The 23,192-nt window shown below is 73.7% G+C and carries 16 protein-coding genes; 4 read left to right on the top strand and 12 right to left on the bottom strand.

Annotated features, from left to right (window positions below):
* Nucleotides 1–7: 7 nt before the first annotated feature.
* From ACFWJW_RS05840 to ACFWJW_RS05810, 7 genes are all read right to left on the bottom strand, one after another.
* A complete protein-coding gene (locus tag ACFWJW_RS05840) occupies nt 8–1,147 on the bottom strand; it encodes a hypothetical protein (protein ID WP_387235453.1) in 1,140 nt (379 codons plus the stop codon).
* A gap of 74 nt (nt 1,148–1,221) precedes the next feature.
* On the bottom strand, nt 1,222–3,459 hold the full coding sequence (locus ACFWJW_RS05835; protein WP_387235450.1) for a HEAT repeat domain-containing protein: 2,238 nt from the start codon (nt 3,457–3,459) through the stop codon (nt 1,222–1,224).
* Nucleotides 3,460–3,492: 33 nt separating this feature from the next.
* Nucleotides 3,493–3,888 carry a hypothetical protein gene (locus tag ACFWJW_RS05830; protein ID WP_387235447.1) on the bottom strand — a complete coding sequence of 132 codons (396 nt, stop codon included), beginning with the start codon at nt 3,886–3,888 and terminating at the stop codon, nt 3,493–3,495.
* A 356-nt stretch (nt 3,889–4,244) separates the two neighbouring features.
* On the bottom strand, nt 4,245–5,546 hold the full coding sequence (locus tag ACFWJW_RS05825) for an NPCBM/NEW2 domain-containing protein (RefSeq protein ID WP_387235444.1): 1,302 nt from the start codon (nt 5,544–5,546) through the stop codon (nt 4,245–4,247).
* Between the two features lie 135 nt (nt 5,547–5,681).
* Complete coding sequence (locus ACFWJW_RS05820; protein ID WP_387235441.1) at nt 5,682–6,341, bottom strand: 4'-phosphopantetheinyl transferase; 660 nt, start codon at nt 6,339–6,341, stop codon at nt 5,682–5,684.
* On the bottom strand, nt 6,338–7,273 hold the full coding sequence (locus ACFWJW_RS05815) for a metallophosphoesterase family protein (RefSeq protein ID WP_387235438.1): 936 nt from the start codon (nt 7,271–7,273) through the stop codon (nt 6,338–6,340). Before ACFWJW_RS05815 ends, ACFWJW_RS05820 begins: the two co-directional genes overlap by 4 nt.
* A gap of 74 nt (nt 7,274–7,347) precedes the next feature.
* Entirely contained in the window at nt 7,348–8,961 is a 1,614-nt protein-coding gene (locus ACFWJW_RS05810; RefSeq protein ID WP_387235435.1) for a PucR family transcriptional regulator, read from the bottom strand.
* A 252-nt stretch (nt 8,962–9,213) separates the two neighbouring features.
* Between ACFWJW_RS05810 and ACFWJW_RS05805 the strand changes: the two genes are divergently transcribed.
* A complete protein-coding gene (locus ACFWJW_RS05805) occupies nt 9,214–9,747 on the top strand; it encodes a type 1 glutamine amidotransferase domain-containing protein (RefSeq protein ID WP_387235432.1) in 534 nt (177 codons plus the stop codon).
* A gap of 68 nt (nt 9,748–9,815) precedes the next feature.
* Here the strand turns inward: ACFWJW_RS05805 and treZ are convergent, their stop codons facing one another.
* On the bottom strand, nt 9,816–11,591 hold the full coding sequence (gene treZ, locus ACFWJW_RS05800; RefSeq protein WP_387235429.1) for a malto-oligosyltrehalose trehalohydrolase: 1,776 nt from the start codon (nt 11,589–11,591) through the stop codon (nt 9,816–9,818).
* A 218-nt stretch (nt 11,592–11,809) separates the two neighbouring features.
* On the opposite strand from treZ, the gene ACFWJW_RS05795 reads away from it, so the two are divergent.
* Nucleotides 11,810–12,355 carry an FHA domain-containing protein gene (locus tag ACFWJW_RS05795; protein ID WP_387235426.1) on the top strand — a complete coding sequence of 182 codons (546 nt, stop codon included), beginning with the start codon at nt 11,810–11,812 and terminating at the stop codon, nt 12,353–12,355.
* A 63-nt stretch (nt 12,356–12,418) separates the two neighbouring features.
* Here the strand turns inward: ACFWJW_RS05795 and otr(A) are convergent, their stop codons facing one another.
* Both otr(A) and lpdA read right to left on the bottom strand, forming a co-directional pair.
* On the bottom strand, nt 12,419–14,383 hold the full coding sequence (otr(A), locus tag ACFWJW_RS05790; RefSeq protein ID WP_387235423.1) for a tetracycline resistance ribosomal protection protein Otr(A): 1,965 nt from the start codon (nt 14,381–14,383) through the stop codon (nt 12,419–12,421).
* A gap of 165 nt (nt 14,384–14,548) precedes the next feature.
* Complete coding sequence (lpdA, locus tag ACFWJW_RS05785) at nt 14,549–15,985, bottom strand: dihydrolipoyl dehydrogenase (protein WP_387235420.1); 1,437 nt, start codon at nt 15,983–15,985, stop codon at nt 14,549–14,551.
* Nucleotides 15,986–16,120: 135 nt separating this feature from the next.
* Here lpdA and ACFWJW_RS05780 point away from each other — a divergent pair, with 135 nt between their 5' ends.
* Entirely contained in the window at nt 16,121–17,020 is a 900-nt protein-coding gene (locus ACFWJW_RS05780) for a LysR family transcriptional regulator (protein WP_387235417.1), read from the top strand.
* Between the two features lie 50 nt (nt 17,021–17,070).
* Here the strand turns inward: ACFWJW_RS05780 and treY are convergent, their stop codons facing one another.
* Nucleotides 17,071–19,530 (bottom strand): malto-oligosyltrehalose synthase, encoded by a 2,460-nt coding sequence (gene treY, locus ACFWJW_RS05775; RefSeq protein WP_387235414.1) that lies wholly within the window; start codon nt 19,528–19,530, stop codon nt 17,071–17,073.
* Between the two features lie 151 nt (nt 19,531–19,681).
* On the opposite strand from treY, the gene ACFWJW_RS05770 reads away from it, so the two are divergent.
* Complete coding sequence (locus ACFWJW_RS05770) at nt 19,682–20,989, top strand: MFS transporter (RefSeq protein WP_387235412.1); 1,308 nt, start codon at nt 19,682–19,684, stop codon at nt 20,987–20,989.
* Here ACFWJW_RS05770 and glgX read toward each other — a convergent pair.
* Nucleotides 20,949–23,144, bottom strand: coding sequence for a glycogen debranching protein GlgX (gene glgX / locus ACFWJW_RS05765; protein WP_387235409.1), 2,196 nt, complete (start codon nt 23,142–23,144; stop codon nt 20,949–20,951). The genes ACFWJW_RS05770 and glgX overlap by 41 nt on opposite strands.
* Between the last annotated feature and the right edge of the window lie 48 nt (nt 23,145–23,192).

Below are 23,192 nucleotides of genomic sequence, written 5' to 3'. Positions count from 1 at the left end.
GGTGTGGTCATCGCCGTTCACCGCCGTCCCGGCCGGAACCGCCGCCCCGTCGTTTGGCTGTGCCACGCACCCGGCTCACGCGCTCCGTCGGTGCGGAGTCCGAGGGCGCCGCACTGGACGAGGGCCGGGCGGCCGGCCCGTGCGCGGTGCGCCGCGGGGGGACCGGTTCGTCCTCCGGAGGCGCGGTGTCGCGACGCGGCGTCACCACCTCGCCGCGCAGCGCGCCGCGACCCGGTGACTCCTCCTCGGCCCGCCGTTCCGGTTCCGGCGTTGAGGACCTCATGCCCGCGGAGAGGGCTCCCCTGAACCGACCGCGGCGCAGCCCGCCGAACGGCCCCTCGTCACCGAGCACATCCTCGACCACGGCACGCTCGAGCTCGGTCTGCTCGAAGGGCTCGCGGTGGGCGTCGCCGCGCTCCAGCACCATTCGCATGGCTTGGAGACGCGCCTCCCGCTTCTCGGCCTCGCCCTTCTCGATCCAGGCGAGTGCGGCGCGCGCGCCTTCCCTTTCCATGATCTCGGCGATGATTCCTTCGACGCCGTCGTCCCGGATCATGTCCAGGTGGCGCTTGCGGCGCATCCCGTCCAGCCGGGTCTCCCGTACGACGTCGCGGTACTCACGGCCGCTGGCAGCGATCTCGTCGTCGTCCACCAGCAGTTCGACATGGATGTTGCGCAGCCGTACGGCGGAATCACCGGTGAAGTCGCGGACCGCACGGTTCAGTGCCTCCTCCGCCTCGTGGAACTCGCCGATGTCGTAATCACGCGATATCCGGCGCAACATCCGGCGGAAGTGGCCGTACAGCGCGCCGCTCATGTCTCGGATGCCGCGTGCCACCACCTCGGCGGGGTCGCCGACCCGGCACACCACGTCCACCCGGCTGCGAAAGGAGAACGTGGCGTCCCTGCTGAGCAGCGCGATGTCCAGGACCAACCGGTGCTCGGTCAGGTCCACCGTGAAGACGCTCTGGTAGCTGCCGAAGCGGGCAGCGGGAATCTCCTCGCCGGGATGCACCGTCAGCGCGACACCGCTGTCCGGTACCAGCACCAGTGCTCTCCCCGGGGCGGGCGGCCGCAGCGGATTCAACAATCGCCATCGCGGCACCGTCTGGCTGTCCAGCACGGGGTCGTAGGTCAGCTCCTCCACCGTTCTCCTCCGCTGCGTCGTGCAGGTCGCCCTGGACGTAATCGAGGGCTTCTGCGGTCTGTGCTCGCGACCGGTCAGGCCGTCCGTTCCACGGCGCGACGCAGAGCCGCGGCGTGGCGGGAGGGCCGCTCCCGGTCGTTCGCCCACTTCTCCAGCCACCACAGAAGCCGTTCACGGTGCTTGCCGGGCCGGTGTGCGATCTCCACCAGCAGGTCGCGGATCGCGTCCTCGGAACCGGGGCAGCGGTCGGTGTAGTCGTCGATCCACTTGTGGAGCGCCTCGAGTGCGGTGTCCTGGACCGGCTTACGGGCCAGCGCCCGCGCCCACAGCTCGGCGAGCCGCGTGCCGTGCGCGGGCAGCAGGCTGAGTAGCAGGGGCACCCCGGCCACGGCGCCGTCCACGGCCCCGGTGGCGTCCCGTGCGGTCTCCTCGTACGGCTGGGAGGCTGCGAAGACGAACGCCGACAGCGTCTTGACCACCATGGGGGACAGGTCCTGCGGGGCGGACCAGTCGAGGTACGCCTGGAGCACATGACCGGTCCGGCCTTGGTGGATGAGGTGCACACCGCCCCACGCGACGGGCGTGAGGGTGCCCCAGTCGTCCTTGCGGTCGAGTGCGTCGTGCAGCACGTCCAGGGCACGTTCGGGTGCGGCCCTGCCGAGCAGGCCGCCGACGGCATTGGCCGCCGTGCCGGCCAGCCTGCGTTCGTAGGCGGAGGAGCCCCCGCGCGCCCAGGCATGCAGCAGGTGCCAGACCGGCTCGGCTGCTTCCGGCCTGCTGCCGGCCAGGCCGAGGGCGGTGGCCGCGGCCTGGCGTACCGGCCAGGAGGTGCTGCCCGCCCAGCTCTTCAGGAAACGGTGCACCGCGTAGTCGTGATCGGCCCATGCCAGTACTCCGGCAGCGACGGCGGCCCGCGCCCGCACCTCGAGGTCGGCATGGGTGAGCAGGCGGCGCAGCCAGGCGAGTACGGCCTCACGGCGCCCGTCGAGAGTCGTCCAGGCGTAGGCGAGCACCACCTGCCGCAGCAGCAAGCTGCGGAATCGTACGCGCGGAGGTCCCGCCGGCCCGCTCCGCCCGGTGAAGACCAGCTCGATCCAAGGCTGTTCGTATCCCAGGCGGTCGCGGAAGCGGATGTCCGGCGGCGCGTCGCCGGCGGGGGCGAGGGCGTTGCGCAGCGCCATGGCGGCATCCGAGACCGTGAGGTAGCTGCTGTCCTCCAGCACGGCTGCGGCCAGGGCGAATCCGATGGCCTCCGGCTCATAGTGGCGGCTGAACCAGGCGTGTACCTGGTCGCTCGGGTCCCGCAATGCGGCGACCTCGGCCGTCAGATCGCCCTCAGCAGTGATCACCGAGGCCAGCCGGGCGGCGTGCCGGGCAGAGGGGCGCTCACGCAGGGCGGTCAACGCACCGGCTGTTTCGAGCAGGGCGTGCAGCTCTTCTTCCTTCCCGGGCTCGGGGCCGTGCCCGAGCACCCGACGCTTCACCAGGGCCACTGGGTCGACGCCGGACAGGTGATGCCAGGCCACCCCGTCGGCGCCGGAGGCGGCGACGGCGAGTTCGTGACCGCCGACCAGCACCAGATGACTCCGTGCGGCCTTGAGCCCGGCCACGGCTGCGGCCAGCCCGCGAAGAGCGGTCGGCCCGAATGCCTCGGCACCCGCCGGGCCGTCGTCGAGGACGGCGAGGAATCCGCTGTTCTTGGCAGGCGGCTCCCAGTCGGCAGCGGCGATCGCCGTCGGATCGAGGATGCGATGGCAGGCACCGCCGCTCGTGCCGCTGATGGCCATCGCCTCCGCGAGGAGATTCACGGCGGTAGCCTCGCGACCGCTGCCCGGTGGCCCGGTCAGCACCAGCAGATGGCGCTGGTGCAGGAGATCCAGCGCTTCGTCGTACGAGCTGGGGTGGATGTACAGCTCGGTGTATTCGGAGAGTTCCGCGTCATCGAGGGCGATCGTGGCGGGTCCGCCCGATGCCCGGGCTCCGCTGCGGCCCCCGGTGATGAAGCCGCCGCCGAAACTGACGGAATCGTTGAAGAGAGCCAGTGTGCCGATCCGGGTTCCGGCGGCGTCGGCGTTGAGGCGCTCGGCGATGAGGTCGGCGATGGCACCCGCCCGCACCGCCTCGGAGCGCTCCGTATCGTCGTGACCCCCGCCGTTCACCAGGGAATGCAGCGCCTGCGATTCGCTGACCGGGCCGTCGCTCTCCTCGTCGTGCCGTTCGGGCGGGGAGGGCGCGCGGTCGTGTGCGGGGTCCGGGGCGTCGCCCTTCCCGGCGCCGTGCGGAGCGTCGCCCGCCGGTGCTTCCTCACTCATGAAGTCGAAACTTTCGTGCCGGCCCGGATGGTGTCAGGAGATGTTCCAGTCGCCCTGGATCTCCACCTTTTCGTTGAACACCTGGGCGTTCTTGATGAGGGCCGCGTTCACCTGTGCCCTGCCACGCTGGGCCGCCACCGCCTCATCGACCTGCCGGCGGATATCGGACTCGAAGTCGCGGTCACGAAGCATGTGGGCCAGCAGCATGCGCTGCAACTGTTCCTGTGCCGCTGTGTCATCCGGGCTCTGCTCCACCCGGTCGAGGGCGTCCACCGCCTCGCCGTCGCCCCGGAAGCGGGCACGCACCCGCTCGATCAGCCTTGTGCCGCCGCTCCAGCCGGACCGGCCGGCTTCCTGGCCGGCGGACTCCAGCGCACCCTTGACCACCAGTGCGACCGCAGCGGCTGCGGCGGCAGTAACCGGGTCCATGTGCTTCCCCCTTGCACCCACGGATTTCCGCCAACGCTAGTTGTCCCGGGCGTCGTTGTCGCATCCTGCCGGAGAATGTCTGAAAGCTGCTCTACTGTGAGGTCAGCAGCCCTGTTCCCGTAGGGCTCCCGCTTGCCTCGCCCTACTTTGTTGATCCGGTTTCGGCCATCGCGCACCGCGGGCGCGAGGCCATCGTCGCCGATCCCCTACGTGTGGGCCGGGTGGCTTCGCCTCGGCGAGTCCGACCGTGCCGAGTACCACCTGCATCGCGCAGCGTCCCCGCCTCGCTTTTGGGAGGGCGGGGGTTTGTGCAAGCCGTGCCCATCCGTCGATCCGGCCCCTCTCCCGCGGCCGGATCAGCGGCAGGTGAGCTGGGGGCCGCCCCAGTCGGCGTGGTCGGAGTTGTTGCCGTTGCCGCCGTCGGTGACCACGAGCCGCAGCTGGCTGCCGCCGGAGAGATCCGCGGTGAGGCGCTTGGCGGGCCGGTCGACGGTCATCAGCCCGCTGTCGGCGACCAGGGTGTTGTCCCGGTAGATCTGGAAGACCACGGAGCCGTTGGCGCCCACCTCGTCATCGACGCCGACATCCACGGTGAGGGCGGAGCAGGAGCCGCCGAGGTCGTAGAGGATCTGGCTGTCGGCGTGCGCGCCCAGGCCCTGCGGGTAGCCGACTCCCTGGATGGTGAGGGGATGTCCGTCGATGCTGCTGTTCAGCCGCGTGGGCGCGTAGCTGTCGCTGCTGGCGATCGGCTGCCGGTCGGTCAGCGAGGTGGTGTGGGCCGGCGGCTTGCTCCGGTGGCTCGGACGGGCGGAGCGCGAGGGCTTCTCGGGCGAGGGGTGCCGCGGCTTCGGATGCTTCGAGCCCGCGCTGCGGGTGGGGTCCGGGGAGCCGGACGCCGAGCGGGAGGCGCTCGCCGAGCCCTTGGGCGGGGCGGACGGCGACCGGTCCGCAGCGGGCGCCGACGCGCGTCCGGAGGGTGCGGGTCCGCCGGCCTCGGCATCGTGCCGCGACGGGCCGAACAGCGGGCCGGCGGATATCGCGACACCGGCCAGGACGGCCACGGCGACCGCGAGCAGGGTGATCCGCGCCGGTGAGAACCACGCCCGCCGGGGCTGGTCCGGCGCGGCGGGCGGGACCGTCCCCGAGAAGCTCATCCCGGCCGTGGGCACGCCGGCGCCGGCCGGCCGGCCGCCCCCGGCCGCGGGCGGCTGAGCGCCGTCCGCGGGACCGGGTCCTTCCCCCGGCTGTGCGGCCAGCCAGGACGCGAAGTCGTCGCGCAGCTCGGTGTTCCGGGAATGCTGGTGCCAGGCGGCGGCGGTGTGGCGTACCGCCGCCAGCAAGCTGTCCCGCCAGGCCGCGTCGGAAGCCTCCTCCGGGCCGGGGGAGTGCAGGACGCCGTTGATGGCTTCCTTCGTCAGATCGGCTGCCGCCTGGGAGGACCGGCAGCAGCCGCGGGCGTAGGCGAGTACGGCGGCGTAGTGCCGGCGGTGGAACTCGTTGAGGGCTTCCTCACCCGCCCCGGCCTCGCCGTCCGGAACCGGCGCGCCATACGGGCCGGCCGACAGCCGGCCGCCGGGCCCGGCCGCCGCACGGATACGCCGGACCAGCTCGGTGTCGGAGGGCGCGGTCCCACCGGTGGTGTCGCTGTGCTCTTGCATGAGTGGGCTGATGACCCTTCAACGTCCTGACGGGCCATGAAAAATACCCCAAGGTCGGCGGGTACCCCGCTGCCGGTGCGTCATTTGACACCGGATGGGCCGCGGGGACACCTGCCCCCCCCCGCGGCCGCTCGGTCACACCATTTCCACGATCGCCGTCACCACCAGCCCCGAACCGACGAGCCACCGGCCGCTGAACTCGGTGAGTTCCCTGCCGTCCACCACGGGCCCGGGGACGAGCAGCCGCGCGGTGAAGGTGGCGTTCGTCGGGTCGAGGGTGAGCAGCGCCTCCTCGAAGTCGAGCCAGCGGCGGGTGAGCGGGTACCACGCCTTGTAGACGCTCTCCTTCGCGCTGAACACCAGGCGGTCCCAGCAGACTTCGGGCTGGAGCGCGGCCAGCCGGCGGAGCTGCGCGCGCTCCTCGGGGAGGGTGACGAGGTCGACCACCCCGGGGTCGTTCACCGGCAGATTGGGCTCCGCGTCCAGGCCGATCGTCCGTACCTCTCCCGCGCGGGCCACCGCCACGGCGCGGTAGCCGGCGCAGTGCGTCATGGCGCCGACGACGCCGTCCGGCCACTGCGGCTCCCGGTTGGGGCCGGGGAGCAGGGGAGCGGGGGCGAAGCCCAGCTCGGCCAGGGCCCGGCGGGCGCAGCCGCGTACGGTGCCGAACTCCCGCTGCCGCTTGGGCACGGCGTTGGCCACCTGCGCCCGCTCCTCGGGGAACATCTCGGACAGCGGCGCGTCATCGAAAGCCTCGGCGGTCCTGACCGGGGCCGGCAGCAGCTTCTCGATCATGCGGGGCTCCCGGGGGTGCCGGAGGCGACCGTGGCCGGCTGGGGCAGGATCTGGACCGGGCGGCCCGGCGCGGCGGCCCGGCGCTGCCACTCCCGCGGATAGCCGAGCGAGACCTCCTGGTGCGGTACGCCGTCCAGCGTCAGCAGCCGCGGGATGTGGAGATGGCCGTACACGACGGCGGCGGCACGGAAGCGGCGCGGCCAGTCCGCGGTCGACTCCGTACCGCACCACAGCGCGAAGTCCGGGTACCACAGGGGCCTGGTGGGCTCGCGCACCACCGGCCAGTGGTTGACGAGCACCGTGGGCAACTCCTCAGGAACGGCGGCGAGCCGGGCCTCGGTCCCGGCCACCCGCGCCCGGCACCACGCCTCCCGGGTCGGATACGGGTCCGGGTGCAGAAAGTGCTCGTCGGTGCAGACCACCCCGGCCTTCTCGGCCCGGGCGAGCGCCTCTTTCTTGGACGTCGTCCCCGGCTGCCGGAAGGTGTAGTCGTAGAGGAGGAACAGCGGTGCGATGACGACGGGACCGCCGGCGCCTTCCCACACCGGATACGGGTCCTCGGGGGTGAGCACGCCCAACTCCCGGCAGATGTCCACCAGATGTTCATAGCGCTCCACACCGCGCAGCTGCACCGGGTCCTGGGCCGGGGTCCACAGTTCGTGATTGCCGGGCACCCACACCACCTGGGCGAACCGGCTGCTGAGCAGCGACAGCGCCCAGCGGATGTCGGAGACGAACTCCCCGACGTCGCCGGCGACCAGCAGCCAGTCGTCGTCGGACTCGGGTCTTAACCCCTCGACGATGTCGCGGTTCTCCTTGTAGCGGACGTGCAGATCGCTGACGGCCACCAATCTGCCGCGGCCGCCGCCGTGCGAGGAGCCGGCGGCGGGCCCGGCGGCGCCGGGCGTGGGGGTGCGGATCTCGTAGGTCATCATCGAAGTAAAGACGGTGCGGGCGCGAGAGTGAAGCGCGGACCTGGGGAGAGACACCCCTAGGGAGCCCCGCGTCACCGCCCTGGCGGCGGCGCTGCCGGCCGGCCGTTGGTGCCGGTGGGGGCGGTGTCGCCGCGGCGGATGCGGGTGGCCAGCCACAGGTCGAAGCGGTCGTCGGGGTCGTCGAGGCGGCGGCCGGTGAGGTCCATGGCCTTGTCGAGGCGGTTGCGGACGGTGTGCCGGTGGACGCCGAGGCGCCGGCTGGTGGCGTCCCAGGCGCCGCCGGTCTCCAGCCAGGCCGCGAGGGTGGCGGTCAACTCCTCCCCGTTGTCCGCGAGATCGAGCGGGCCGAGCACGGTGTCGGCGTAGCCGTGCAGCGTCCGGCGGTCGCCCAGGTCGAGCAGCAGCCGGCTGGCCTGGCTCTGCCGGGCCTCCGCGGGCTCGCCGCTCGACCGGCTGACGGCGAGCAGGCCGGCCGCCTGGCGCACGGACACCCGTACCGCTTCCGGGGCGGTGGCCGGGCCGATGCCGGCCGGGCGGCCCGGGGCGAAACGGGCGAGCACATCACGGATGTCCAGATCCTCGCCGACCACCGCCTCGATGACCGCGCCCGGCGCCTCGTCCACCACCCTGACCAGGCCACCGGGCATCGCCAGCGCCAGATCGGCGGCCATCTCCTGCGCGGCGCCGTCCGCCACCCCCGCCCCGGACCCCGGCGCGGCGGAGGCCCCGTGCTCGCCCGCGTCACCGCCCGCCGCCACCACGACCCCGCGCACCCGCTCGGCCGTCAGCCCCACCGAACGCAGCATGTCCCGGGCCCGCCCGGCGGCCGGATCCTCCTCCGCCAGCAGCTCCGAAAGCAGCGCCGACCGGCGACGGCGCTCCGGCTCATCGCGCAGGTGACGGCGCTCCAGCTCCAGCGAGAGCAGCGAGACCAGGCCGGGGACGACCGAACGGGCGGCGTCGTCCGGGCGGCCGGTGAGCAGCAGCAGCCCGCGCAGCCGGCGCGCCCCCAGCGGCTGCACCTCCAGCTGCTGCCCGGCGGCCGTGCTGGACGCGCTGCCGCGCAGTCCGCGGGCGGCGACCCGTTCGATCAGGTCCCGGGCCGGTGCCGGCGGCGTCCGCTGCGCCCGCTCACCCGCCGCGAGCAGCCGCCCCAGCGGGTCGAACACCGCCGCGCCGACCCCGGTGGCGGCGGTCCACTCCGCCAGCATCGGCCGCAGCCCGTCGCCGGTCGCCGCGGCCGTCAGCCGCCGCTGGGTCGCGAACGCCCGCTGAAGCCGCGCCCGCTGCTCCTCGGCCCGTGCCGCGAAGACCGCCTTGGTGACGGCGATGAACGGCACCCCGTCCGGCACCGTCAGCAGCGGCAGCCCGGCCTCCGCGGCCGCGGTCACCAGCGGTTCCGGCGCCTCCTGGTACGGCAGCCCCTGCCCCAGGCCGAGCGCCAGACAGGCCGCCCCGCCCTCGGCCACGTCCCGCACGTACGCCCGGCACGCGGCCGGCTCCTGCGGCAGCAACAGGCCGATGGTCATCAGGAGTTCGCCGCCCTGGAGCCACTTTCCCGGCGCCGGGAGATCCGAGACGGTCGCCGCTTCGATCGTGCGGGCCAGCAGCCGCGGCGGCACGTCGTAGGTGACCGACAGCCGGAGATCGGGCCGGGCCAGCAGATCGGAGAGGTGCAGGGGCATAGACACAGTGTCCAGCAGAGGGCCCGGCGATGGACACTCGGGCGACCGGCCGGCCCGCCTGACCTGCGGTTTCGGGCGGCCGGTGGACGGCGCGGCCGGCCGGCGGCGGCAGCTGTGCACCGGGCCGTCCGGGGCCGGGAGCACCGCCCCGTCCCGCGGATGAGCGAGGGCCGGGTGGGCCGTTATGGTCGAGAGGTGTGGGAGCGGGGCCCCTCCCCGCTTCGCGACCCGACGAAGGGACGTGAGCTCGGTATGCAGGCGGCGTTTCTGGTGGCTCCGGAGGGCACCGAAGAGGTCGAGCTGACCCGGCCGTGGCAGGCGGTGACCGACGCGGGCGGCGGCCCGACGCTGGTCTCCACCCACACGGGCAAGGTGCAGGCGTTCCACCACCTCGACAAGGCGGACACCTTCCCCGTCGATCTGACGGTGGACGAGGCGACCGCGGCGGACTTCGACGGGCTGGTGCTGCCCGGCGGGGTCGCCAACCCGGATGCCCTGCGGCTGGACCGGCGGGCCGTGGCGTTCATCAAGTCCTTCTTCGACGCCGGGCGGCCGGTGGCCGCGATCTGTCATGCGCCGTGGACGCTGATCGAGGCCGATGTGGTGCGGGGCCGCACGCTGACCTCCTGGCCGAGCCTGCGGACCGACATCCGTAACGCGGGCGGCACCTGGGTCGACGAGCAGGTCAAGATCTGCACCGCCGGACCGAACACCCTGATCACCAGCCGGAAGCCGGCCGATCTGGAGGCGTTCTGCGCGGCGTTCGTCGCGGAGTTCTCGCACTGAGCGACACCGCCCGAGGGCTGCGCCCGCCAGGTCCGATGGCTGTCCCGCCAGGGATGACGGGACGGCCCTCAGGGCCCCAGCACCACCGCCGATTCCGGCGGCAGGCGCAGCACCCCGTCCGCGCCGGGGAGCCGGGCGCCGGGCCAGCCGGCCAGGGCCTGGAGCCCGGCCCCGCCGTCGTCGCCCACCGGGACGGCGGCCGTGGTGTCCGGCGCGAGATTGACCGCCACCCGTAGCGGGCCGCGCCGCAGCAGGAGCCAGCGGGCCGCCTCGTCGTAGTGGACGGCGGTGTGCCGCGGGTCCGGGTCGGTCAGCGGGGGCAGCTCATGACGGTGCGTCAGCAGGGTGCGATGCCAGGCCAGCAGCGCGGTGTGCGGCTCCCGGGCCGGTTCGGTCCAGTCCAGGACACAGCGGTCACGGGTCGCCGGATCCTGCGGGTCGGGCCAGTCCCCGGCGTCCCCGGCCCACTCGTGTGCGGTGAACTCGCGCCGCCGCCCCTCCCGTACGGCCGCCGCCAGCTCCGGATCCTGGTGATCGGTGAAGTATTGCCATGGCGTGGTCGCGCCCCACTCCTCGCCCATGAACAGCATCGGGGTGAACGGCGCGCACAGCACCAGCGTGGCGGCGCAGGCGAGCAGGCCGGGGGAGAGCCCGGCGGCGAGCCGGTCGCCGAGCGCACGGTTGCCGATCTGGTCGTGCGTCTGGGCGTAGGCCAGCAGCCGGTACGCGGGGGTCACCCGCAGATCGAGCGGTGCGCCGTGCCGCCGGCCGCGGAAGGCGGAGTGCGTACCGTCGTGGAAGAAGCCGCCGGTCAGCGTCTTGGCGAGGGCGGCGAGCGGGGCCCGCGCGAAGTCGGCGTAATAGCCCTGGGATTCGCCGGTGAGCGCGGTGTGCAGGGCGTGGTGGAAGTCGTCGTTCCACTGGGCGTGCAGCCCGTGCCCGCCGTCCGCCCGGGGCGCGGTGGTGCGCGGATCGTTGAGGTCGGACTCGGCGACCAGGAACAGCGGGCGCCCCAGCCGCGCGGCCAGCGCGTCGACGGCGGCGGACAAGGCGGCCAGGAAGTGCGGCGAGCGGTCGTCGTGCAGCGCGTGCACGGCGTCCAGCCGCAGTCCGTCGAGCCGGTAGTCGCGCAGCCAGGAGAGCGCACTGGCGAGGAAGTAGGCGCGCACCTCGTCGGAACCGGGGGCGTCGAGATTGACCGCCGCGCCCCACGGGGTCCGATGGGTGTCGGTGAAGTACGGCCCGAACGCCGGGAGAGGGTTGCCGGACGGGCCGAGGTGGTTGTGCACCACGTCGAGCACGACCCCCAGCCCGTGCCCGTGCGCCGCGTCCACGAACCGCTTGAGGCCGTCCGGTCCGCCGTACGGTTCGTGCACCGCCCAGGGCGCGACCCCGTCGTACCCCCACCCATGGGTGCCGGGGAACGGGCAGACCGGCATCAGGGAGACATGGGTGATGCCCAGGTCGGCGAGGTGGCGCAGCCGCGCGGCGGCGGCGTCGAAGGTGCCCTCGGGGGTGTACGTCCCGATGTGCAGTTCGTAGAGGACCGCACCGGGCAGCGGGCGGCCCGGCCACGGATGCCGCCAGTCGAACCGGTCGTGTACGACGACCGCGGCGGGCCCGCCGGGGCCCTCCGGCAGCCGGGCGGCCCGTGGATCGGGCAGCGGTGGCCCGCCGTCCAGCCGGAAGGCGTACCGGTCCCCGTCCCGGGCCGGTGCCTCGGCCCGCCACCAGCCCGCGCGGCCGGGGTCGCGCTCCATCGGGACCGGCGGCTCGCCCGCCCGGCCCCCCGCCCACTGGAGAGCGACCCGCCCGGCCTGTGGCGCCCACACCTCGAACAGCACGGCCGTCCTCCTTCGTTCGGTCCCGGTCCCCGACCCAAGCACGCCGCCGCGCCGCCCGACAGTCCGACGTGGCGAGGCGGCGCCACATCCCGCCATTCGCTGGGCCGTTCCGGCTAGGGCCTGATCCAAACGACAGGCCCTAGGTCACCGGCCCGCCGCAGCGCTCTGCGCAGCCACATCGCCTGGACAGCGGCTCGCGGTGGCCGGAGAATCCCGGTATGACTTCGCTCGAGTTCCCTGCGCGTCCGGCGCGGCCGTCGGACGCCGACCGGGAACGCGCCCTCGACCTGCTGCGTGACGGCGCGGCGCAGGGACGGCTGTCCCAGGACACTTTCCTGCGGCGCCTGGAACTCGTTCTGACCGCCCAACAGCAGTCCGAACTCGACCTGGTCACCGCCGACTTGGCGAGCCGCGGCAGGGTCCAGGGCGTGGTGCTGCGGATGGTGGGCCGGGCGTCCGCCTTCCACCTCCGGGTGCGCCGCGCCTGGCGTACGGAGCGGCTGCCGAAGCTGCTGCTGCCCGAGCCGGGCCCGCTCCCGCTGCTCATAGGGCGGGCTCCCGGTTCCGGTCTGCGCCTCAACCACGAGACGGTCTCCCGTGCGCACGCCGAACTCCGCAGCGCCGGCAAGGGCTGGCTGCTGCGCGACCTCGGCTCCACCAACGGCACCTGCGTCAACGGCCGCCGGGTGGTGGGCGAGGTGCCGGTCGGCCCCGGGGACCACATCCGGTTCGGCCAGGTGGATTACGTCCTGACGGAGCGCTGAGCCGGGCCGCGCGCGACGGAAGGGCCATGGGCCCCGGCCCGCTCCGGCCCGGCGGCCGCCGCCTCACCGGGATCCGCTCTCCTCCGGTGCCGCGTTCCCCCGCACCGGACGGTCGCCCGAGGGGGCGGACGTCCACACCCCCTCGCCGTGCGTCAGACCGGGCAACAGCCCCTGGAAATCCTGGACATGGCGCGCCGGGAGGACCCCGCTGACCAGCCAGGAGTGCCGGCCGCCGGTGGTCTCGGCGAACTCGGCGCCCAGCGCCGCGAGACGGGCGGTCACCGGCGCCAGCGCGGCGAGCGGGATGTCCGCCTCGAAGGCGTGATACGGCTCGTAGACCCGGGTACCGGCCCGCTCCAGGGCGCGCCGCAGCACCCGGGGAGTGACCGTACGGAAGTCCCCGGCGGTGCTGACCGGGCCGACGAAACCGGACCGGGTCAGCACCACCCGGCAGTCCGTCACCGCCAGACCGCGCGGTCCGTGCCGCAGGGTCGCCTGCACCGTCTCCTCGATGGCCTGGTGGAAGCCGTGTGGCAGGGCGCCCAGTTCGGTCTCGTAGGCGAAGACCGGGCCGGAGTGCCGGGCGCCCGGCTCGACCCGGAGTCCGACCGTGGCCCAGGGCCCGGTGTGGCCGTGCCGGGCGATCTCCTCGCACGCCTCGCCGACCCCGCACGGCCGCTCGACACACACCACCCGGCTCGGCGCGAACTCGGCCTCGATGCCGTGCTCCTGGTGCAGGGTGGCGGCGAGGATCTCCTTCTGCACCTCGCCGTGCAGCAGCACCGAGGTGGCACCGCCGGGCGCGGGGCGGACCTGGAGCAGCGGGTCCTGGTCGGCGAGCGTCAGCAGCGCGGTGCGCAGTGCGGCGGCCTGTGCCGGGATACGGGCCCGGACCAGGGTTTCGAGGGTGGGGGAGGGGAACAGCGCGGCGCCGGCGGGTCCGTCGCCGGGCGGGCCGAGACGGTCACCGGTGCGGATGCCGGGCAGCCCGCGGAGCACCGCGATCTGGCCCGGGGTGAGCGGCCGGTCGTCGCCGGGCGGCCGGCCGACGACCTGGAGGGCGGTGATCCGGCCGGTCAGGGTGCCGTCGGTGCCGTCCGTGCCGGGCCGGTGGAGGGTGATCTGCTGCCGTGGCCGCAACTCGCCCGCGTAGAGCCGGAGATACGCCGTCCGTTCGCCGTGCGGCGGCTGATGCACGGCGAAGACCGTGCCCCGCGGCTCGGTGCCCGGACCGGCCGGTGCGGGCGGGATCAGCCGGACCATCCCGTCGATGAGCGCGCCGACGCCCTGGCCGCCGAGGGCGGAGCCGAAGTAGACCGGGTGCAGCGAGCCGTCGGCGGTCCGGGCGGCCAGCGCCGCACGGAGCCGGTCCGCGGTCAGCGGCGGGCGACCGTCGCCCGCGTCCGGCCCGCCAGGGAGCCGGCTGACCAGCAGATCCAGCATCGACTCATCGGCCTCGGCCACGACTTCCGCGATCCGCTCGCGGACCCGCGGGTCCGCCAGGTCGTACGGCACGGACGCGGCCCGCGCGGTGCCCAGGCCGGTCACGGACGTCATCGGGACGGCGACCGGCGCCAGCAGCCGGCGGATGTCGGCGAGCAGCGGCTCGCCCCGGGCGCCGGCCCGGTCGATCTTGTTGATGAACAGCAGGGTGGGCAGCCGCAGCCGCCGCAGTGTCTTCATCAGCACCCGGGTCCTGGCCTGGACGCCCTCCACCGCGGACAGCAGCAGCACGGCGCCGTCGAGCACCCCGAGCGCGCGCTCGACCTCGGCGATGAAATCGGAGTGGCCGGGGGTGTCGAGGAGATTGACCTGGGTGCCGCCGACGGTGAAGGAGGCGACGGCGGAGCGGATGGTGATACCGCGCTGCCGCTCCAGCTCACCGGTGTCCGTGCGGGTGTCACCGGCGTCGACGCTGCCGAGGTGCTCGATGGCGCCGGTGTCGAACAGCAGCCGCTCGGTGAGGCTGGTCTTACCCGCGTCGACGTGGGCGAGAATGCCGATGTTCAGGGTGCGCGAAGGATGCATGGAAGGTGGTTTCCTCAAGAACTGTCGTCCGGTGGGGGCGATGAGTGGTTCCGAGGAATCCGCGCATTCCGTGCTCCTTGCTCAGGGAAACGAACCGTCGTACGCGGCCATGCTGTCAGCCCGGCGCGGGACCGCAACCGAATTACGGTCCCGGCCCCGGCCCGCTCAGTGCTGGTGCAGCCCCCGCCCCGCCAGCGTCAGGAACGCCTCGCCGACCGCCTCCGACAGCGTCGGATGGGCGTGGATGTGCCGGGCGACATCGGCCGGTTCGGCGTCCCAGCCCACGATCAGCTGGCTCTCCGCGATCATCTCCGAGACATGCGGCCCGACGAGATGGACCCCGAGCACCGTGCCGGTGGCCTCACCGCCCGCACCGTCCGCCGTCGCGATCACCTTCACCATCCCGCCCTGGCCGTGCACCATGCCCTTAGCGGTGGCGGCCAGCGGCATGGTGTTCACCTTGATGTCCACGCCGGCGGCGCGCGCCTCGGCCTCGGTCCGGCCGACCGACGCGGTCTGCGGTGCGGAGTACGTCACCCGCGGCACGGTCGCGTAGTCCACCGCCCGCGACGGGAGGCCCGCCAGCGTCTCGGCCACCAACAGGCCCTCCGCGAAGGACGCATGGGCCAGCCCCGGGGACGGCGGCGGCAGCAGATCGCCGACCACATGGATGCCGGGGACCGCGGTCTCCAGCCGGGACCAGTCCGCCGGTGCGACGAACCCCCGCTCGTCCGCCGCCAGCCCGGCCGCCGCCGGCTCCAGCCCGTCCGTCACCGGGGCCCGCCCCACCGCGACCAGCAGCCGCTCGGCCTCGATCACCAGCTCCTCGCCCTTCGGGGTGCGCACGGTGGCCCGCACCCCGTCCGGCAGCAGCTCGGTGCCGGTGAGCGTCGAGCCCGTACGGACCGCGATACCGCGCTTCTTCAGCCCGCGCGCCAGATGGCGGCCGACGTCCTCGTCCTCCATCGGAAGCAGCCGCCCGGCCGCCTCGACGAGGGTGACCTCGGCCCCCATGGAGCGGTGGAAGGACGCGTACTCGACGCCGATCGCCCCGCCGCCCAGGACGAGGACGGACGCCGGAAGCCCGGCCGCGAACAGTGCGTCGTCGCTGGTCACCACCCGTCGGCCGTCCGCGGCCAGGCCCGGCAGCATCCTCGGCCGGGAGCCGGTGGCCAGCACGATGCCGCGCCGCGCGGTGAATTCCCCGGCGCCCTCGACATGGACCGTACGGGGCCCGGTCAGCCGCGCGGTGCCCTGGAGGACCCGCACCCCCGCCGTCCGCAAGTGCCCGGCCACGCCCTGGTGGTTGCGGGCGACGATGGTGTCGCGGGTGGCCACCAGGGCCGGCCAGTCCAGGGAGTCGACGGTGGCCTTGACGCCCCACCGCTCGCGGGCCTCCGCGATGCCGTCCACCAGCTCGGCCGCGTGCAGCATGGCCTTACTGGGGATGCAGCCGCGGTGCAGACAGGTACCGCCGATCAGATCGCGTTCGGCCAGCACCACCCGCAGCCCCAGGGACGCGGCGCGCAGGGCGGTGCTGTAGCCGCCGGTGCCGCCGCCGATGACGATGACGTCCGTCGTGTTCGGGTCTGTCTCACTCATCTGCTCAGACTGCGCCCACCTGCGGTGATGAGTCCAAGGCAATGTTTCCATGGAGGTGATGAAGAACCTTCATACGCCGGTGCTTCTTCCCGTACGGCACGGCATGAAGGGCCGAGGGCACCGGGAGGGGCGGGCATGAGTCTGCGGCAGATGGAGTACCTCGTCGCGGTCGTGGAGCAGGAGTCCTTCACCCGCGCCGCCGAGGCGCTGCATGTCACCCAGTCCGCGCTCTCGCACCAGATCAAGGCGCTGGAGCGGACGGTCGGCGGCCCGCTGCTGGAGCGGATGACCCGCGGGGTGCGGCTGACCGCGATGGGCCGGGCCTACTTCCCGCACGCCCAGCTCGCGGTCCGCAGCGCCCGGCAGGCCCGCCGCGCCGCGCTCGCGGCGGGCGGTGCGGAGAGCGGTGAACTGCATATCGCGACGGTGCACTCCCAGGCGGTCGGGGTGCTCCCGGAGGTCTGTGCCCGCTGGGCCCGTACCCGTCCGGGCGTCCGTCTGGTGCTCCATGAGTACGCCACCACCGAGGAGCTGGACGAGCAGATGGCCCGCGGGGTCGCCGATCTGGCGCTCGGCCCGCGCCCCAAGGACTGGCCGGGGCCGGTCACCGTCGTGGGACGGGAGCGGATGGTGCTGGTCGTCCCGCACGGTGACCCGCTCGCCGCCCGGGAGTCGGTCCGCCTCGCCGAGCTGGCGGACCGCCCGTGGGTGCGGTGCAGCCTGGAGCCGGTCGTCGACGGCCGGCGGTGGCTGGACCGGGAGTGCGAACGGGCCGGCTTCACCCCGCGGACCGCGGTCCGCACCCAGCACAGCTCCACGGCCGTCCGGATGGCGTCGGCGGGCGTCGGTGTCCTGCTGACCGCGGCCCATGAACTCCGCGGCCTCGACTGCGCGGTCGTGCCCACCGACCCGCCCTGGCACCGCGACATCACGGTCTTCTCCCGGGTCGAACCGACCGGCGCGGCCGCGGAGTTCACGGAGCTGCTGCGCACGGTGGTGGCCAGCGCGGAGGGACCGCGGGACGCCGGACACTGACGCCATCTCACTCGCGGAGGGGCGGCGGGACAGCAGAAACTGACGACTCATCACTCCCGCACGAACAGCGCCACCGGCGACTCCGCCAGCAGGTCGCTCAGCCCCACCACCGCGCCGCCCGGCAGCTCGCGCCCGCTCAGCAGCTCGCGCCAGGGGCCCTCCGACGGCAGCCGCAGCAGGGTGTCCCACCAGCCGCCGGTCTCCACCAGCCGCAGCGACAGCCGGGTCACCACCGTCAGCACCCGCCCGCTGCGGCAGAACGCCACACAGTGCTCGGCCGCCGGGCCCTCCCCGTACACCGGCTCGTACGAGGCCGCGGCGCCGAACCACTGCGGATGGTCGCGCCGCAGCCGGAGCGCCGCGGCGGTCAGCCGGAGCTTCTCATCGGACAGATCGCCCGGCGGGCTTCCGCCGTCCAGCGCGGTGAGCACCTCGGGGCGGAAGCGGGCCGGCCGCCGGTTGTCCGGGTCGACCAGCGCGGCATAACCGGCTTCGGTGCCCTGGTAGAGATCGGGGACGCCCGGCATGGTGAGCTGGAGCAGCGCCGCGCCCAGCACATTCGCGCGGACGAACGGGGCGAGCTCCCCGTCCAGCGCGGCGAGCGGGGCGGCCGTGGGACCACAGGGCCCGTTGCGGACGAACTCCTCGACGGCGTCCTCGTAGATCGCGTTCCGCTCCGTCCACGAGGTCCGCAGCCCGGCCTCCCGCGCGGCCTTGAGCACCGCGGGCGCCACCCGCTCGGCCGCCTCGCCGTCACCGGCCGCCCCCAGGCCGAACGCGGTCTGCCAGGCCAGCCAGGACACCATCGGGTCCGCCGGGGCGATACCGTCCAGCGCACTCGCCGTGCGGCCGCACACCGCGTCGTCGCCCATCGCACCGAGCACATCCCGCCACCGGTCCGGGCACTCCGACAGCACCGCGATCCGCGCCCGTACATCGGCGCTGCGCTTGGTGTCGTGGGTGGAGAGCACCGTGCCGGCCGCCGGCCGGTCCCGCTGAAGCCGGGCGCAGTACGCATGGAACACCTCCGGGGCGAGCGCCGGCTCCCCCGGATCGCCGCCGACCTCACAGGCCGACAGCAGCACCGGATAGCGGTAGAAGGCGGTGTCCTCCACGGATTTGGCGTGCAGCGCGGACGCGGTCTGCGCGAACCGCGCGGTGAAGTCGGCGCAGTCCGTGCCCTCGTGCTCCGGGGGGTCGGTCAGCCGGCCGAGCGCCAGATCGCGGAGCAGATCGACCGCCCGCGCCTCCTCGGGCACCCGGAACGCCGTACGCGCCTGTTCCGCCGCCGCGTCCAGCATGGCCGCGTCCTGCCCGGCCCGGGTCGGATCCGCGGCATACGGGCGGTAGACCGGCAGCCGCACCAGCAGCTCACGGAGGGCGTGCCGCAGCGCCCAGGTCGCATGGTCGCCCGGCCCGGGGGCGCGGGCGCTGATCCGGGCCGCGGTCCGCACCAGCCGCTCGATCTCGGTGGCCAGATCGTGGGTGACGACCTCGTACGCGGCCCGGCGCACCGTCTCCTCCCAGTCGCCGCCCTCGTCGGCCAGCGGGGTGACGAAGTCCCGGTAGTGGGAGAACAGCCGTCCGGCCCCCTGGGGGCAGACGAACACGCCGTCGATGTGCCGCAGGGCGTCATAGCCGGTGGTGCCCGCACAGGCCCAGCTGTCCGGGAGCCGCTCGGCACCGGTGAGGATCTTCTCCACCACCGTCCAGCGGCCGCCGGTCCGCTCGTGCAGCCGGGCCAGATAGCCGCCGGGGTCCGCCAGACCGTCCGGGTGGTCGATGCGCAGCCCGTCGATGACGCCCTCGTCCATCAGCCGCAGCACCGTGGCGTGCGTCGCCTCGAACACCTCGGGGTCCTCGACGCGCACCCCGATCAGCTCGGAAATGGTGAAGAAGCGGCGGTAGTTCAGCTCGCTGCGGGCCAGCCGCCACCAGGCGAGGCGGTACCACTGGGCCTCCAGCAGGCGGTCCGGCGGCAGCTTCTCGGTCCCGGGGCGCAGCGGGAAGGCATGCCCGTGATAGCGCAGCACCTCGCCCTCGACCCGGAAGTGCCGCCGCTCCTCGCCGATCCGGCCGCCGAGCACCGGCAGCAGCAGCCGCCCGCCGTGCCCCGCGCCCCAGTCGATGTCGAACCAGCGCGCGTACGGGGACGCCGGGCCGTCCCGCAACACCTGCCACAGCGGCCCGTTCAGCGACATCGGCTCCGGCACCGCCATATGGTTCGGCACCAGGTCGACGACCAGCCCGAGGCCGTGCGCGCGGGCGGTCGCCGCCAGCGCCCGCAGCCCCGTCTCGCCGCCCAGCTCGGCCCGTACGGCCGTGTGGTCGACCACGTCGTAGCCGTGTGTGGAGCCCGGCACCGCCTCCAGCACCGGAGAGAGGTGCAGATGGGAGATGCCGAGCGCGGCCAGATGCGGGACGGCCCGCTCGGCGGCGGCGAACGGGAAGTCCGGCTGGAGTTGCAGCCGATAGGTGGCGGTCGGTGACGGACTGGAGGGCTGCGTCATGGGAACACCCGTACCCCGCTGACGGCCCGTTGTGTCATCTCCCTCCCGCATGGGTGTCGTTGTTTCCTCCGACGGAGTGGGCTCCGGGGGCGGGTACCTTCGTAGGTCCGCTCCATGGGGCGCGCGGCGGCCCGCCGGTTAGCGTCGGGCGATGACCGCTGCCACCGCCGCCTTTCGCCGGGTGCTCGCGCTGGGCGGGCCGCTGCTGCCCGTCGTCTCCTTCCTCGGCCGGCTCCCCACCGCCATGTGCCAGTTCGGCAGTCTGCTGCTGGTGGCGGAGACCAGCGGCTCGCTGGCCACCGCGGGCCTGGTGGGCGGGGCGCTGGCGGCCGGCCAGACGGTGGGCGGCCCGCTGCTCGGCCGGCTCGCCGACCGGCACGGGCAGCGGCCGGTGGTGCTGGCCGCCTGCTGGTTCGACGCCCTCGCCGTGACCGCGCTGGTGCTGGCCGCGCTCGCCCGGACCGGGGCGCTGCCGCTCGCCCTGCTCGCGCTGCTCGCCGGGGCCGGAGTGCCGCAGATCGGGCCGCTGGCCCGCACCCGGCTCGTCGCCCTCGCCCGCCGCGCCCGGGCCGACGACCGCCTGGTCGACACCGCGCTGTCCTGCGAAGGCACCCTGGACGAGGTGTCGTTCGTGCTCGGTCCGGCGCTGGTGGGACTGTCCGCCACGGTGGCCCACCCGGCCGTGGCACTCGCCCTGGCCGCGCTGCTGCTCGCGGTCTGCGGCTCGGCCTTCGCGCTGCATCCCACGGCCGCGGTGCTGCGACCCACGACCGCGGCGCCGCGGCCCACGGGCGCCGGGGCCGGGCCGGCTCCGGACCGCCGCCGCGGCGGGTGCCCCGCTGCCCGGCCAGCCCGCGCCCGGATGCCCCGCGCGGTGCACGTCATGCGCGCCTCGATGGCGTTGCAGGGCGCCCTCTTCGGCGCCTGCCAGTCCGGCATCACCGCGCTCACCGCGGACCTGCACCGGCCCGCCCAGGCCGGGCTGGTCTATGCCGCGATGGGGGTGATGAGCGCGGTCGCCGGGCTCGCGATGGCGCTGGTGCCCGCCCGGATCGGGCTGCCGTTCCGCTGGCGGGCGGCCGCCGTGGCCTTGATCGCGCTGTCCGTACCACTGCTGTTCGTACGGTCCCTGGGGGCGCTCTACCTGGCCGTCGTGGTCCTCGGCGTGGCCTTCGCCCCGCATCTGATCACGCTGTTCGGCCTCACCGAACGGCTGGTGCCGGCCGGCCGGCTGGCCGAGTCGATGGCCTTTCTGACCAGCGCGATCGTGGGCGGCCAGGCGCTGTCCCTGGCCGTCTCCGGCCGGCTCGCCGAGGCCCACGGCCCGTCCGCCGCCTTCGCGGTGGCCGTGGGCGCCGCCGTCCTGATCCTGGCCCTGGCCCTGACCACCCGGGCCACCGGCCGGCCGGCCGCCGCGGTCAGGCCGGCCGCTGGAGCACCAGCAGGCTCCGCCCGATGAGCGTCAGCCGGTCGCCGGCCTTCACCTTGGCGCCGCCGCCGTCCGCGACCGCCTGCGGCCGGTCGGTGTCCACCACGACCTGCCACTGCCGCCCGAGGTGCTCGGGAACCCGGAACTCCTTCTCCTGGTCGTGGGCGTTGAACATCAGCAGGAACGAGTCGTCGGTGACCGGCTCGCCCCGGGGGCCCGGCTCGGAGATCGAGCTGCCGTTGAGGAACACCGTCAGCGCCTTGGCATGCACCGACTGCCAGTCGCGCGGCCCCATCTCCTCGCCGCCCGCCGTGAACCAGGCGATGTCGGACAGCTCGTCATGGGCGCCCTCCGCCGGGTGGCCCTGGAAGAACCGGCGGCGCCGGAACACCGGATGGTCCCGCCGCAGCCACACCATCTGCCGCACGAACGCCAGCAGCGCCAGCTGCTCCGCGTCCGCGTCCGCCGCCTCGTCCGGCCCCTCCGCCGGGTCCGCGTCCGGTTCGTCGGGATCCCCGGCGCCCGCGCCCCGCCCCCGCTCCGGCCAGCGCACCCACGACAGCTCGTTGTCCTGGCAGTAGGCGTTGTTGTTGCCGCCCTGGCTGCGCCCGAACTCGTCCCCGTGGCTGAGCATCGGCACGCCCTGCGACAGCATCAGCGTGGCCACGAAGTTGCGCATCTGCCGCGCCCGCAGCCGCCGCACCCCGGGATCGTCGGTCGGCCCCTCGGCACCGCAGTTCCAGGACCGGTTGAAGCGCTCACCGTCCCGGTTGTCCTCGCCGTTGGCCTCGTTGTGCTTCTCGTTGTACGCGACCAGATCGCCCAGCGTGAAGCCGTCATGGCAGGTCACGAAGTTCACCGAGGCCAGCGGCCGCCGGCCGTCCTCCTGGTAGAGGTCCGACGAGCCCGTCAGCCGGGACCCGAACTCCGCCAGGGTGCGCGGTTCGCCCCGCCACAGGTCCCGCACGGTGTCCCGGTACTTCCCGTTCCACTCGGTCCACAGCGGGGGGAAGTTCCCCACCTGATAGCCGCCCTCGCCGACGTCCCACGGCTCGGCGATCAGCTTCACCTGGCTGACCACCGGGTCCTGATGGACCAGATCGAAGAACGACGACAGCCGGTCCACCTCGTGGAACTGCCGGGCCAGCGTAGCCGCCAGATCGAAGCGGAAGCCGTCCACCCGCATCTCCTGCACCCAGTAGCGCAGCGAGTCCATCACCAGCTGGAGCACATGCGGGCTGCGCATCAGCAGCGAATTCCCGGTGCCCGTGGTGTCCATGTAGTACTGCCGGTCGTCCGACAGCCGGTAGTAGGAGGCGTTGTCCAGCCCCCGGAAGGACAGCGTCGGGCCCAGATGGCTGCCCTCGGCCGTGTGGTTGTAGACCACATCGAGGATCACCTCGATACCGGCCTGGTGCAGCGCCCGCACCGCCGTCTTGAACTCCAGCACCTGCTGCCCGCGGTCGCCCCAGGACGCATAGGCGTTGTGCGGGGCGAAGAAGCCGATGGTGTTGTAGCCCCAGTAGTTCGTCAGTCCCGCGTCCACCAGCCGGTGGTCCTGGACGAACTGATGCACCGGCATCAGCTCCAGCGCGGTCACCCCGAGCTTGGTGAGGTGCTCGATGATCGCCGGATGCGCCAGCGCGGCATAGGTGCCGCGCAGCTCCTCGGGGAGCTCCGGATGGCGCATCGTCAGGCCCTTCACATGGGCCTCGTAGAGCACCGTCTCGTGATACGCGGTGCGCGGCGGGCGGTCGTCACCCCAGTCGAAGTACGGATTGACCACCACCGACGCCATGGTGTGCGGCGCCGAGTCCAGGTCATTGCGCACCTCGGGCCGCCCGAAGTGGTAGCCGTAGACGGCCTCGTTCCAGTCGATCCGGCCGCTCATGGCGCGGGCGTACGGGTCGAGCAGCAGCTTCGCCGAATTGCAGCGCTGCCCCCGCTCCGGCTCGTACGGACCGTGCGCCCGGAAGCCGTAACGCTGCCCCGGCATCACCCCCGGAAGATACGCGTGCCGTACAAAGGCGTCGCTCTCGCGCAGCTCGACGGCGGTCTCCGAACCGTCGTCGTGCAGCAGACACAGTTCGATGCGCTTCGCGGCTTCGGAGAACACCGCGAAGTTGGTGCCCGCCCCGTCATAGGTGGCACCCAGCGGATACATCTGTCCCGGCCAGACCTGCATGGGTAGACTCTTCCACTTTCTTCTCGGGCGCTGCGGCGACTCCACGGC

The organism is Streptomyces sp. NPDC127097, assembly GCF_042724075.1.
Lineage (GTDB): Bacteria > Actinomycetota > Actinomycetes > Streptomycetales > Streptomycetaceae > Streptomyces.
The sequence above is the reverse complement of the archived record's forward strand: the minus strand, read 5'-3'. Positions and strand labels throughout refer to the sequence as shown.

What these genes read in the sequence shown, in the direction of transcription:
- ACFWJW_RS05835 (WP_387235450.1), bottom strand. Translation starts at nt 3,459, where the DNA reads ATGAGTGAGGAAGCACCGGCGGGCGACGCTCCGCACGGCGCCGGGAAG.
- ACFWJW_RS05830 (WP_387235447.1), bottom strand. Translation starts at nt 3,888, where the DNA reads ATGGACCCGGTTACTGCCGCCGCAGCCGCTGCGGTCGCACTGGTGGTC.
- ACFWJW_RS05825 (WP_387235444.1), bottom strand. Translation starts at nt 5,546, where the DNA reads ATGCAAGAGCACAGCGACACCACCGGTGGGACCGCGCCCTCCGACACC.
- ACFWJW_RS05820 (WP_387235441.1), bottom strand. Translation starts at nt 6,341, where the DNA reads ATGATCGAGAAGCTGCTGCCGGCCCCGGTCAGGACCGCCGAGGCTTTC.
- ACFWJW_RS05815 (WP_387235438.1), bottom strand. Translation starts at nt 7,273, where the DNA reads ATGACCTACGAGATCCGCACCCCCACGCCCGGCGCCGCCGGGCCCGCC.
- ACFWJW_RS05810 (WP_387235435.1), bottom strand. Translation starts at nt 8,961, where the DNA reads ATGCCCCTGCACCTCTCCGATCTGCTGGCCCGGCCCGATCTCCGGCTG.
- ACFWJW_RS05805 (WP_387235432.1), top strand. Translation starts at nt 9,214, where the DNA reads ATGCAGGCGGCGTTTCTGGTGGCTCCGGAGGGCACCGAAGAGGTCGAG.
- ACFWJW_RS05795 (WP_387235426.1), top strand. Translation starts at nt 11,810, where the DNA reads ATGACTTCGCTCGAGTTCCCTGCGCGTCCGGCGCGGCCGTCGGACGCC.
- lpdA (WP_387235420.1), bottom strand. Translation starts at nt 15,985, where the DNA reads ATGAGTGAGACAGACCCGAACACGACGGACGTCATCGTCATCGGCGGC.
- ACFWJW_RS05780 (WP_387235417.1), top strand. Translation starts at nt 16,121, where the DNA reads ATGAGTCTGCGGCAGATGGAGTACCTCGTCGCGGTCGTGGAGCAGGAG.
- treY (WP_387235414.1), bottom strand. Translation starts at nt 19,530, where the DNA reads ATGACGCAGCCCTCCAGTCCGTCACCGACCGCCACCTATCGGCTGCAA.
- ACFWJW_RS05770 (WP_387235412.1), top strand. Translation starts at nt 19,682, where the DNA reads ATGACCGCTGCCACCGCCGCCTTTCGCCGGGTGCTCGCGCTGGGCGGG.
- glgX (WP_387235409.1), bottom strand. Translation starts at nt 23,144, where the DNA reads ATGCAGGTCTGGCCGGGACAGATGTATCCGCTGGGTGCCACCTATGAC.